This window comes from Sporomusa sp. (genome assembly GCF_035561155.1).
In the GTDB taxonomy this organism is placed as follows: domain Bacteria; phylum Bacillota; class Negativicutes; order Sporomusales; family Sporomusaceae; genus Sporomusa.
Window position 1 is genome coordinate 19836 of the sequence record NZ_DATMYD010000010.1, and the last position, 12759, is coordinate 32594.

At 47.3% G+C, this 12759-nt stretch carries 11 protein-coding genes; 1 reads left to right on the forward strand and 10 read right to left on the reverse strand.

Annotated features, from left to right (window positions below; all coding sequences use genetic code 11):
• Nucleotides 1-34: 34 nt before the first annotated feature.
• The 10 genes from VN447_RS01870 to VN447_RS01915 all read right to left on the reverse strand — a co-directional run bounded on the left by VN447_RS01870 (nucleotide 35) and on the right by VN447_RS01915 (nucleotide 11330).
• Nucleotides 35-349, reverse strand: coding sequence for a hypothetical protein (locus VN447_RS01870; RefSeq protein WP_325522229.1), 315 nt, complete (start codon nucleotides 347-349; stop codon nucleotides 35-37).
• A gap of 89 nt (nucleotides 350-438) precedes the next feature.
• Nucleotides 439-1059 (reverse strand): CPBP family intramembrane glutamic endopeptidase, encoded by a 621-nt coding sequence (locus VN447_RS01875; RefSeq protein WP_325522231.1) that lies wholly within the window; start codon nucleotides 1057-1059, stop codon nucleotides 439-441.
• A 109-nt stretch (nucleotides 1060-1168) separates the two neighbouring features.
• Nucleotides 1169-2428, reverse strand: coding sequence for an MFS transporter (locus VN447_RS01880; RefSeq protein WP_325522233.1), 1260 nt, complete (start codon nucleotides 2426-2428; stop codon nucleotides 1169-1171).
• Nucleotides 2429-2633: 205 nt separating this feature from the next.
• Nucleotides 2634-3377: a response regulator transcription factor gene (locus VN447_RS01885; protein ID WP_325522236.1), complete on the reverse strand. Its 744-nt coding sequence runs from the start codon at nucleotides 3375-3377 to the stop codon at nucleotides 2634-2636.
• A complete protein-coding gene (locus tag VN447_RS01890; RefSeq protein WP_325522238.1) occupies nucleotides 3352-5223 on the reverse strand; it encodes a sensor histidine kinase in 1872 nt (623 codons plus the stop codon). Before VN447_RS01890 ends, VN447_RS01885 begins: the two co-directional genes overlap by 26 nt.
• A 157-nt stretch (nucleotides 5224-5380) precedes the next feature.
• Complete coding sequence (locus VN447_RS01895) at nucleotides 5381-6397, reverse strand: TRAP transporter substrate-binding protein (RefSeq protein WP_325522240.1); 1017 nt, start codon at nucleotides 6395-6397, stop codon at nucleotides 5381-5383.
• Nucleotides 6398-6454: 57 nt separating this feature from the next.
• Entirely contained in the window at nucleotides 6455-7747 is a 1293-nt protein-coding gene (locus VN447_RS01900; RefSeq protein WP_325522242.1) for a TRAP transporter large permease, read from the reverse strand.
• A complete protein-coding gene (locus VN447_RS01905) occupies nucleotides 7747-8268 on the reverse strand; it encodes a TRAP transporter small permease (RefSeq protein WP_325522244.1) in 522 nt (173 codons plus the stop codon). Before VN447_RS01905 ends, VN447_RS01900 begins: the two co-directional genes overlap by 1 nt.
• 122 nt (nucleotides 8269-8390) lie before the next feature.
• Nucleotides 8391-9821 (reverse strand): UxaA family hydrolase, encoded by a 1431-nt coding sequence (locus tag VN447_RS01910; RefSeq protein ID WP_414714864.1) that lies wholly within the window; start codon nucleotides 9819-9821, stop codon nucleotides 8391-8393.
• 27 nt (nucleotides 9822-9848) lie between these two features.
• Nucleotides 9849-11330: a tagaturonate reductase gene (locus VN447_RS01915; RefSeq protein ID WP_325522248.1), complete on the reverse strand. Its 1482-nt coding sequence runs from the start codon at nucleotides 11328-11330 to the stop codon at nucleotides 9849-9851.
• A 221-nt stretch (nucleotides 11331-11551) separates the two neighbouring features.
• On the opposite strand from VN447_RS01915, the gene VN447_RS01920 reads away from it, so the two are divergent.
• Entirely contained in the window at nucleotides 11552-12445 is an 894-nt protein-coding gene (locus tag VN447_RS01920; protein ID WP_325522250.1) for a DMT family transporter, read from the forward strand.
• Nucleotides 12446-12759: the final 314 nt, after the last annotated feature.

Genomic DNA, 12759 nt, shown 5'->3' on the forward strand with positions numbered 1-12759 from the left:
ACGGAGGCCAGCTTTATGAGTAACTATTAGTATCTTACCGCGGGAAGCAGCCTTCACGTGGGAAACAACCTTGACGCGGGAAGCAGCCTTGACGCGGAAAGCAGCCTTGACGCGGAAAGCAGCCTTGACGGGGGAAACAACCAAACTGCCGGGGGAAGCAGAACCTACGGGGGAAACAGCCAAACTGCCGGGGGAAGCAAAAACTACCGGGAAAACAGCCAAAGCCAACACCGACAATGAACTGACGGTCGTCACTTCTCACATCAGAGTCATCATCCCATTCGTCCTCATCGTCATCCCATTCTTCAAGTTCAGGATCTTCCCAATCAGGGCGCTTTTTATAAGCCATCTAAAATTCCTCCTTTAGCTTTGTCACTTCGGCTAAGAAAGCTCGAAGGTTCACTTATGCTACATAATATGCAGATATTGGTTCTGTTGCTACTGATAAACAACTCCGATAGTAACCAATGTCAGATAATTATTCGCAGCATGGAGGATGATCGGTGTCCATAAAGACTGAGTCCGGCAATATAAGTAACCAAAGAGACCGCTTAATGTTCCTATATACATCGCGTTACCAAGCATGTTCCATCCAAGTATTCCGTCAGCCAGCCAAACGGGAATGTGAATGACTACAAACATAATACTTACCACAACGTTTGCACTGAATAAGTTGATTCTCTCAATCAACTTATTCAGGAGAAATCCCCTGAAAAACAGTTCTTCTACTGTGCTTGCCGCAATAACAGAGTTTAGCCAGTAGTCAACCGGCCAGGTAAACCAAAGCTTACCATGCCCAATAATCATTGCCTTACTTAAACTAACACCTGCAAATAACAGGCTAAATCCTAATCCCCAACTAATACCGCACAAGCATCTATCCATTCGAATCTGCAAATACTCTGATAAATTCTTTCTGTCTACATAATGAATATAAAGCAGCATAGGAAGAGTAATGCCTATGATAAAACTACCACTGATAGTGGTTTGAACATTTACCCAAACAATCAAAAATACCCAAATGTACATTACAATACATTCAACACTGATTATTCGCAAAAGGTTACCCCGCTGATATAGGATTTTAGCCTATTATCTGCGGGGGTTGTGCTTTTTAACCAGAAAAAACCGATAGACACCAATCGTGTCCATCGGTTTTTTCTGGTTCCTAAATAAGTCCTTTTTTACTATATATCGGACAAGCGGCTATTCGCCACACAGGTAAGTTCCAGGCAAAGATAACCGCCCCAGTGAGCGCCAGCAATCCGCCAATGAGAAAAGTGCCAGGCGTTCCAATCATCCCGGCCGCATGACCCGCAAGCAAGCTGCCAATCGGTGTAATTCCGCCAAAAGACAGGACATATAAACTCATAACGCGTCCCCGTTTATCTTCATCCACCAGGGACTGAATAATCGTATTGGTTGAAGCCATCTGGGCAATGAGGCCAAAGCCCATAATAAAGGCAATGCCCAGCGAAAGCCATAATGCTGTTGACAGCGAAAAGGCGATTAGACCCACAGCAAAAATGACTGAATTTGTCGCAATAACCTTTTCAATGCCCACAACGGTTTTACGGGCTGCCAAACAAATTGTGCCAACAAACGCCCCAATCCCAAAAGACGCCATTAACCAGCCCAGCGTCTCAGGGCCGCCTCCCAAAACTTGTCCGGCAAATAGCGGCATGAGCGGCAGAACAGGAAAACCCACCAGGCTCAAGAGCGCCAGCAACAACAGCACCATCCGAATCGGCAGTGAATTATATGTATAAATAAACCCTTCCTTTAACCCACCCATGATATTGTCCGAGGTAGCCGCAACCTCTTGCGACACAGTCAGTTTCATGGCCAGCAGCGCACCAAGGATAGCGATATAGCTAAGTCCGTTAAACAGATAGCATAAACCCTCCCCAAAGGCTGCAATCGCCAGCCCGGCGACTGAAGGACCAATAATCCGCGCTCCGTTAAACATAGCTGAGTTAAGAGCAATCGCGTTGGCTAAGTCTTCCTTATCCTCGACAATCTGAGAGATAAACGCCTGACGGGCCGGCATATCAAACGAGTTAATCATGCCCAGGACTGTGTTCAGCACGACAATGTGCCACACAGCCACTGTGCCGGTAAACACCAGCGCCGCCAGGGCTAGCGCCTGCACCATGCTTAAGACCTGAGTCCAGAGTATCACCCGGTATCTGTTCCAACGGTCTAAGAGCACTCCGGCAACAGGTATCAGCACTACCCCGGCGATTTGCCCGGTAAAATCGACATTTCCCAGTATCTCCGGTGACTGCGTCAGGCGGTATACCAGCCAAATTGTCGCTGTCCGCTGCATCCAAGTGCCGACAAGCGACATACCGTGCCCAAAATAAAATAGCCGGTAGTTACGATGCCTCAGCGCCCGAAAGGTTTCTTTTATGTCTAGTTCCAGCAACTTACTCACCTCCCATCGCACCAGATAACTACTAGTTTATTCCAGATTACGCCCAGCGTCAACTTTACTAGACTCATCCTGAAACCTAAACAGTATACAAAAGCGAGATTGCAGCTGAATGCTGCAATCTCGTCTCTCGTGAGTCACTTGCCTATTCCTAACTCACCAATATCCCATGCACGGTGGGCATGGGACTGTTTGACTCCTAATGACGCCCCTGAGTTTTCCGGTACTCTGACGGTGTAACCTGACAGCTTTTTTTGAATATATTGGTAAAATAGGCCAGATCCGAGTACCCTAAACGCTCAGCAATCTCAGAAATTCTGAGGGTAGTTGAAGACAGGAGACGTTTGGCCTCTTTTAGTCTAATCTGAGTCACATAGTCAATAAAATTAATCCCTTGCTGCTGCTTAAACAATTGACTTAGATAACTTGGGTTCATGTATACATGCTTGGCAGCCTCAGCCAGTGTTATTTGGCCGGGCGGCAATGATTCAATATATTTTAGTACCTGTTCTACAGGCGACAGCGGAGTAACCCGCAAAGGTTCTCCGGCTTCCTGCTCCTTAGCCGCTTTGTTCCGGCGGGTTAGCCATTTTGTCAGACAAGCAGTAAGCTGCTCTTCTTCGACTGGCTTTAAGAGGTAATCAATGGCCCCTGCCCGGAGGGCCTGCTGGACACAACAAAAATCTTCGTTTACCGTAATAAAGATGACATCCTGTTCATTGCCAGCCTGCCTAAGGTTTTCTAAAAACGTCAGCCCGGTCATAACCGGCATGGTAATGTCAGCAAGCACTAAATCGACCTGATTGGTCTTTAGCCAATCCAACGCTTCCAAACCATTGCTACATTCGCCGGCGACCTTTACCGGCAGGCCGGTCTGTTCGACTGTCCATTTGAGGGCAGACCGAACCCATTTTTCATCATCCACAATAAGAATATTGTTCATTGTGGTCCCCGCCCTCTTCCTTTTTAACAAGTGGCAACTTGACCAGCACCGTTGTGCCTTGGCCTGGGATACTCTCAACGGTTACCCCATAATCGGGGCCAAAAAGGTTGACAATCCGGCGATGGACATTGACTATCCCGATATTGGCACCGCCGGCAGTGATGTCTTTATTAATAAGGTCATGGTTAATCTTGTCCAACACACTCTCTACCATACCTACCCCGGTGTCGGCCACCCGGATAATGAGGTTATCGGACTGCTGATAAGCCGAGATAATGATGCGGGTTGGTTCAGGCCCAGCCCCAACACTGTGGACAAAACAGTTTTCAACTAAAGGCTGCAGGGAGAATTTAACAATCATCGCATTCATGGCCCACTGGGGGATTTCAAAGCAGTATTTAACATTTTTATCAAATCGGTACTGTTGAATTTTAAGGTAGACGGTGCAGAAATTGATTTCCTCGCGCAAGGTCACCGTAGGCGATACTGTCTTTAAGTTGTACCTTAAGAGCGTACCAAGCGATGCGGCCATCGCAGCGATGTCGCCCATATTCTGTTCCAGAGCCATGCCGCGAATGGTTTCCAGTGAATTGCAGAGAAAGTGTGGGTTGATTTGCGACTGCAGCACCTTTAGTTCCATTTCTTTTTGCCCCAACGACATTTCTGTTTCCCGTAATTTAGAAAAGTATACCTCTTCCATAAGCTCCGAAAGTTTCTCGACCATTTGGTTAAAGCCATTCGTAAGCTGCCCGATTTCATCACTTGATTCCACAGGCAATCGCCGTGAGAAATCCCCAACCTGTACGTTTTTCATAAACCGCTGTAAGCGGCGGATAGGCCTGATAATCGTGCTGGCAAAACTGACGCCCAGCACATAGGCAATAAGGAGCGTAATGACAACTGTCCAAAGGATAGTAAAACCAATATGGGCTGTCCCTTTAAACAGTTCAGCCCGGGGAATGGCTGTAACAAACCGCCAGCCCAAGGAGGAGGAATGGTTTAGAATAACTACCTGGTCTTGCTCTGATATAAAGGAGTTGTCCTGTAACGACAGGATGCTCTCCAGATTGAGAAGCTCTGAACGCCGTCCAAGCTTAGAACTGTCAGGATGGTATACATAGTGGCCCTCTGCATCTAAAATATAGAAGGAGCTTTTGCCGACACTGTTCACCTCGTCAGCAAGATCCTGGAGGCGGCGGAAGTTCACATCAATAAGCAGCATGCCCATGGGTTCCAGCGTATACGGACTATGGATTCGCCTGGCAATCGTTATGACAGGCTCTTGCTCGTTACCCCATTTAATAATGCGGCTGACCAGCATGGAGTTGCCGTTGGCTGGTACTGACGCATACCAGTATTCTTTCTCAAGTTCACCAACAGGATACGGTCCCCTGTAACCCAGGCTGTCAATGACACCAACACCATCGATCACTACTGCTACACTCGAAATATCGGAACGCGAATAGGCTATACTCACCAAAAGCTCCCGAACTGCTTCAATCAGCTCCAGACGCTTAACGTCGCTGACTTCGCCCGCTTTTAAAAAGTTGATCATGTCGTGATCGTTGAGTATTTTAAGCGAATTTATCTCAACATCCCGCAGATAATATTCAATCTGAGTTTTAACCTGCTCATTAATCTGCCAGCTATAATTCCTTACCTCCCCTTCGAGAATTGTGGAGGAACGGTAATAAGAGATAACTCCAACTACGACCATGGGGATGATAACAAGTACTGCTGAAAAAGTAAATAACTTGGCTGTTAACAGTTGGTCTTTCAACCAAATGGTTTCACTAATAAACTTAAGTAATGATTTTCTCATAAGTAATAATATTTCGCGATACAAATTTTATATCCTGCTTACTATAAAGAAAACACGGCTTGCGCCGAGCCTTTGGCGACAGCGGAAGCCGATGTTGCCCTTATCCTGTTAGAAAGTTATACTTTCTAACAGGATAACAAATAGGGAGAAGCCTCACGGCATCTCCCTACTTTTATGACTATTACTTGCGAGCTTGCTCGATAGCAGCCAATTCTTCTTTGTAGTTCTCACCATGTTTATCAATAACAGGCTTAACAGCTGCTTGCCACGGTTTAACGTCGTTAACCTCAGTAACTACTACGCCGTTGGCTTTAAGTTTGTCCATGGATTCTTTTTCAAACTTCTCCCACAGATCTCGTTGGGTTGCTACTGAATCAATAGCGGCTTGTTTAATGATTTTGCGGTCTTCTTCAGACAGCTTATCCCAAGTCACTTTGCTGATTAAGAGTACTTCAGGAACACGTTGGTGTCCGTCCAGAATGAAGTTCTTAACTGCTTGATAGTGGTTAGCAGTCAAATAGCTGGGCGAATTGTTTTCAGCGCCGTCAATTACGCCGGTCTGCAGGCCGCTGAATACTTCGCCGTAAGGCATGGGGGTAGCACTGGCACCCAGAGCACTAATGAGATCCATATTGATCTTATTTTGTTGCACACGGATTTTGAGACCTTTCAGGTCTTCAACCTTGGCGACTGGCTTCTTGGTATAGAAGCTGCGGGAACCAGAGCTATAGTAAGCCAGGCCCTTCATTTTTGATTTTTCCAGACCGTCAAGCATCTTATTACCGGCTTCACCGCTAAGAAACTTCCACATATGAGCGTCATTGTCAAAGATATAAGGCAGTGAGAATACACCAAAGGCTTTGTTGAATTCAGCCAGTGGCGAGGAGCTTACGCGAGTAAACTCAATGGCACCAAGCTGTACTTGCTCAATAACAGCCTTTTCTTCGCCAAGCTGAGAGGATGGGAATACTTCAATTTTGATGCGGCCTTTTGTCCGTTCATTAACCAGTTCGGCAAATTTTTTGTCACCCAGGGTAGTGGGGTAATCGGCCGGATGGGTTTCTGCTAAGCGGAACGTGTACTTAGCTCCTTCGGCTTTCTTTTCAGCCGAACCGCTGTCTTTGGAACCGCAGCCAGCGAAAAGCGAACCGGCCAGCAGCAAGGACAGAGCACCCGCAATCAGTTTCTTTCTGTTCATTATTAATATCCCCCTTAAATAATGTTGGGATGAATCCCCATAAGTTAATAGTACCTACTATTTAAACATTGTGGGCAGCCACATAACAGTCTGCGGAACATAGGTAATGAGCAGCAGGACTGCAATCATGGCATAGAAGAACGGCATCATCGCCTTAGTTCCTTGGGACAGTGTTACCCCGCCAATAGCGCAGCCAACGAATAGAACTGTACCAACCGGCGGTGTTAAGAGCCCCATGCCGGCGTTGAAGATGAGAATCAAGCCAAAGTGTACTGGATCAATGCCAATTGCAGTACACACAGGCAGCAGAATAGGCGTCATAATCAGGATCATTGGAGCCATATCCATTGGGCCGCCCAAGATCAGCAGCAGAATATTGATCAGCATCATAATGACAATTGGGCTGTCTGAAACGCTCATGAAGAAGTCGGTAACAAGCATAGGGATCTTAAGGTAGGCAAGTACCCAACCAAAGGCCGCAGAGGCGGCTATTAAGAAGTACACCATAAGCACAGTACGAAGGGTACGCTTAAGCACAGGAATCATAGATGACAGCGGTGCCTCACGGTACACGCCGAAAGCCAGAATAAAGGAATACAGCGCAGCCATAGCACCCGACTCCGTAGCTGTAAACCAACCGGAGATAATGCCACCGAGAATAATAACAGCCGGTGATAAAGACAGAAGACCATGGAACAGGATACTGGGAACTTGAGACTTGTCAATTGGGTCGCCTTTTTGATAGCCGCGTTTACGGGCGATGATATAGGCAACAGTCATAAGGGTACCAAGTAAGATAAATCCAGGAACAATACCGGCTAAGAACAGGCTTTTAATAGAGATGCCGCCAGCGACAATAGAGTATAAAACCAGGTTATGACTTGGCGGAACAACAACGCCTTGAATCGCTGAAGAAATTGTTAGTCCTACTGAGTAGTCGGCATCATAGCCCTTTTTCTTCATCATCGGGATCATAACAGAGCCTACTGAAGAGGCATCAGCTACCGCCGAGCCCGAGATATTGCCGAAGAACATACAGGCTACGCAGTTAACAAGCGCCAAGCCGCCCCGAATGCGTCCGACAATCAGATATGCTAGGTTAACCATTCTGACGGCCAAGCCGCCTTCACCCATAATTTGTCCAGTAAGAATAAAAAACGGAATGGCTAGGAGCGAAAAGCTGCTAATCCCTTGAATCATTTGTTGGCCGAGTACGGCCAGCGGCAGATCCATGTAAATCATAGTCAGCATAGTAGAAAAGGCTAGTACCATTGCTACCGGGAATCTGAGAACCATGAATCCGATAAAACTAACAACGAGTAAGGTAACTGCTACTGCTTGCTGGTCCACTATTCCTCACCTCCCATAGCGCCGCCCATTTCAACTTCATTGCCTTTGTGACGTTTGGTATCAAAACCGGCAACCTGCAGGGCTGAATAAGCACACGTCATAACGCCGGACACAGGCAAAACTAAATACAGTATACTGTTAGGCAGCTTAGTGGCCGCCAAGGTGGATTCGTGCATCATGACGGTAAAATCCCAGCCGTAAACAATTAGATACACGCCGAAGCCAAAAATAGAGAGTCCGATAATTTTATCAAGGATACGGTTAACCATGTCAGGTAAAAAAGCAGTAAAAGAGTCAACACCAAGATGTAAATCTTCACGAAAGCCAATCGCCATACCCATAAACGCGAACCAGACTAAAAGAAGCAGTGTCATCTCCTCAGACCAGAAGAATACGAAATTGAAAAGTTTCCGGGTCATGACCTGGGTGATAACAATAAGAATCATACTGGCGAGGCCTAGAAGCGCAAAACTTTCGAATAGGGTATCTATAGCTAGAGCAATTTTTTTGAGCGTCTCCACGTCATACCTCCTTGCAATATTTATTAAAATTACGCATAGGGTTCTTTGTACATTTTACTGTTCTTTCAAAATATTTAGTATATTAGTTTTTTTAGGTAATTTTGTGTTTTTTTTAGCCTGACTTACAGGGTTACACCGTTCTTAAATATGGCAATCTCTCTAAAACCCATGTGCTCTGCTTTGGTTGGCTTACCTGAAGCCACTTCAACGACATAGGCAAAAAATTGCTCATTCAGTTGCTGCATACTCACGCCGGCAAGCAGCTGTCCGGCATCGAAATCCATCCAATTAGTTTTGCGGGCAAACACCTCACTGTTGGTAGCGACTTTAACAGTAGGTACCACTGTGCCAAGCGGCGTGCCCCGCCCTGTAGTAAAGAGGATGATCTGGCAGCCGGCAGCCGCCAAAGCGGTAGCGGCAACCATGTCATTGCCAGGCGAACTTAAGAGTGTCAGCCCTTTTTTAGTAACCTGCCCGGCATAACCTAGTACATCTGTCACCCGGCCTCTTCCACCTTTTTGGGTGCAGCCTAGCGATTTTTCTTCCAGTGTGCTGATGCCACCTTCTTTGTTACCAGGCGAGGGGTTTTCATAAATCGGCTGGTTATAGCCTTGGAAGTACGCTTTGAAGTCATTAATCAGCTGTACCGTCTTGTCGAATACAGCACAATCGATAGCCCGGTTCATCAGAATTGTTTCCGCCCCAAACATCTCCGGCACTTCAGTCAGCACAGTGCTGCCACCACAAGCAAGGAGACTGTCAGAGAACGCGCCGACCAGAGGATTGGCAGTGATACCTGAAAACCCGTCAGAGCCGCCGCATTTAAGACCAATGACCAGTTCTGACACCGGACAAGCTTCCCGGTTAAACCCTGAGGCATATTGGACAAGGTCGCCAAGCAGTTCTACCCCGGCGGCAATCTCGTCCTCCACTTCCTGAGCCACCAAAAACCTTACCCGCTCAGGGTCGTAATCGCCCAGCACTTTTTTAAAGTCGTCAATATAGTTGTTTTCACACCCCAAGCCAACCACCAGCACAGCCCCGGCATTGGGATGGCGCACCAAGTCAGCTAAAATGCGCTGTGTACTGCTATGGTCATCCCCTAACTGCGAACAACCATATGGATGGGTAATCTCAAAAACGCCATCGACATTGGGCGTGCCCTTAAACCGAGCCGTTGCCTGCTGGGCCATCAGCCTAATATTCTGATTGACACAGCTCACGGTAGGAATAATCCATACTTCGTTACGGACACCAACCTTCCCGTTGGCCCGGCGATAGCCTTGAAAAGTCGGGCAATCACGTGTCGCCTGGTCTGCTGCGGGCTCAGGCTGATATTGATACTCTAGAATGTCTCCTAAATTGGTCTTAATGTTGTGGGTATGAACCCAGTCGCCGGCCTTGATATCAGACGTGGCGTGACCAATAGGAAAACCGTATTTGATGATATGCTCACCGGCGCGAATATCAGTCAAGGCTACTTTATGACCTCTGCCGGCCTTAGCGCCCTCGGCAGGATGAAGAACTACGGCAACATTATCTTTTTCATGAATTTTTAAGTGTGACAAGTCAGCACCTCCTTAATCCACAATCGTTTGTACAGCGGCTCTCATACCATTGGTCGCAATGCGATAGAGGTAGTCGCCTGTCTTGGCAACAAGCCCTTCCACTTGCGTCAAATCCTGACCCCATAGACTGATATTGGCTAGTACTCTTTGTGCAACTTGGCTTGCCGACTCAGGGGAGCCGTCAAACGCTGTCCACACTTCAGCAAAGAACTCCAGCACAGGTACATCATCTTTCATGACGAAATCGCCTTGTTCGCGCCGGGCCTTCATTCCAGATCCTTCAACTTGACCGTCTTTGTATACGGCAATCAGGGCAGCCAGTGAGAAGGTCAGCTTGACCGGCAAGCTGCCATGTTTAGTTTTGTACTCCAGGATGGACGGCAGCACTCTGGCCTTAAATTTAGAAGATGAATTCAGGAGAATGCTTAACAGATAATGTTTAATGAACGGATTACGGAACCGCTCCATCACGCTTTCGGCAAAATCGTCCAGCATGGCTTTATCAAGGTTAATGGACGGCACAATTTCGTCAAAAACAATTTGCCGGACATATTTACCCATAACATCATGCTCCATCATCTCGCCTACAGTATCAAGACCGTACAGAAAGGCCGCCGGCACTGATGAAGTATGCGCCCCGTTCAAAATCCTGACCTTACGAGTTCGATACGGAGTCATGTCATCGGTCCAGATCACGTTAAGACCGGCTTTAGTAAACGGCAGACGGTTAGCCAGCTGTTCCGGGCCTTCAATAACCCAGAGGTGGAACAGTTCACCGGTGTCTAAGATGGTATCCTGATAACCCAGCTTTGCTTCCAATTCTTTGATTTCATCACGGGGATAGCCTGTTACAACTCTGTCAACAAGTGTATTCAGGAAGTAGTTGTGCTGCTCAATCCAGCTCGCAAACTCTGCCGGTAACTGCCAGGCATCGGCTAACTGCAATACAACTTTTTTCAGATTGTCGCCATTGCGGTCAATCAGTTCACACGGCAGGATCACCATACCCTTGGCCGGATCACCGTTAAAATGGCCGAAACGGTGGTAGAGATAAGCGGTTAGCTTGCCTGGGAAAGATACCGGCGGTTGGTTTTCCAGCTTATCAGTCTGATCGTAGGCAATCCCAGCCTCAGTAGTGTTGCTGATAACAAATTCGATGTCCGCATTTTCGGCGCAGGCGAGACATTCGTTCCATTGTCCATAGGGGTTGATACAACGGCTCACAGAGCTGATAATTTCTTTTTCCTCGTAGGGCTGGCCGTTTTTAAGTCCACGCAAGAACAGCGTGTATAGCCCGTCTTGTTCGTTGATCTGCTTAGATAAGCCTTCGGCAATGGGCTGCACAAGTACGGCCCTGCCGTTAAACAAGCCCTGCTGATTCATCTGATGAATCATCCAGTCGGCAAATGCCCGTAAAAAATTGCCCTCGCCGAACTGAATGACCCGCTCAGGCAATGCAGCTGCAGGATGGAGCTGGTTGTTAAGTTTATTCATACCCGTACCCCCCAATTGTATTTTGCAGTTCAATTAACTGTGGATCTAGTTTGAGATTTTGTCTTACTTAATTCTATAGTCTGAATGTTGCTAATGGTATAACACTTTTTTTAGACTATTTTGTGTTTTTTTTAGTTTACGATAAAAGGGTTGCTTCAGACTGATTCATCATGGTACTATCGGTGATAGTGGATCTGTAAACCATACTAAGGAGACTACCTGTGAATAATAATCGCATAACCATGATGATGATTGCCGTCATTTTCCTGTGGGGCATCAATGTCGTTATGATTAAATATTTGACCAATTATTATCCGCCCCTGGCTCTTGCCGGTATTCGCATGGTACTGGCTGCTGCCTTCTTACTGCCGGCTGTACTGTATCCGGGCGGCTGGCAGCCTGTACCCCGGGCCGCCTGGGGGCCTATCTGCGGTGTGGCACTGTTTAATATATTCCTACACCAGATAGCCTTGTCATGGGGCATAAAAGCAACCAGCGCTACGCACGCTACGCTGATACTTGCACTGAATCCGTTGCTAACCACTCTGCTGGCCAGTTGGCTTGTTCGCGAACCACTTAGCCGGAACAAATTACTCGGTGTGGTCTTAGGGCTGGCCGGGGTATTGCTTATTATATCCGGCAAGGCTGATACAGTAGGAGCGACCCTCTTGGGCGATGGCGTCATGGTCATTGCCATGCTCGCTTATGTCTTCGGTTCGCTGTGTGTCAAAAATGGCACGATTTACGCCCCGCCGCTCATTGTCACGACTTACAGCCACTTGGTAGCAGCTCCTGCCCTGGTACTACTCGGCTTATTTGCTAACCCGGTCTGGGTGTACGAAGGCGCTTTTGAGCCTTGGCCACTCGCCATTTTACTCTTTTCCAGTTGGTTTAGCACAGCCCTGGGCGCGCTATTGTGGAACACCGGTGTTCATCATATTGGCGCCTCAACAGCCTCGCTGTTTTTAAACGGTCAGCCAGTCGTCGGCCTCTTCGCCTCAGCGCTGTTCTTAAATGAACAGCTGGTATGGCAGCATTATATAGCACTAATCCTGGTACTTATGGGCGTCGGCCTGGGGACAGGCGCACTTGCCAGTTGGCGAAAAGGTACATAACGATAAAGAAAACACGGCTTTCGCCGAGCCTTTGGCGAAAGCGGAAAAGCCGCCTGTGCCCTTGGGGTAATGTTGCCCTTATCCAGGAGAAAGTTATACTTTCTATCAGGACGAAAAAGGCCAGGAAGCGTATAAAGCTTCCTGGCCTTCTTTGTAACCTTTGCCTATATCCGGAACCCACTATCTCCTGTTTGAGTTTTGCAGCCACCATAGCAACCTTTTGTTAGCTTGACTGGCAATTGTTCTCAACAGCGCTCATTATTTGTCGATCGTGCCTCTTTGCTATTTTTCTTTATTATTCGACTTGATTCGAC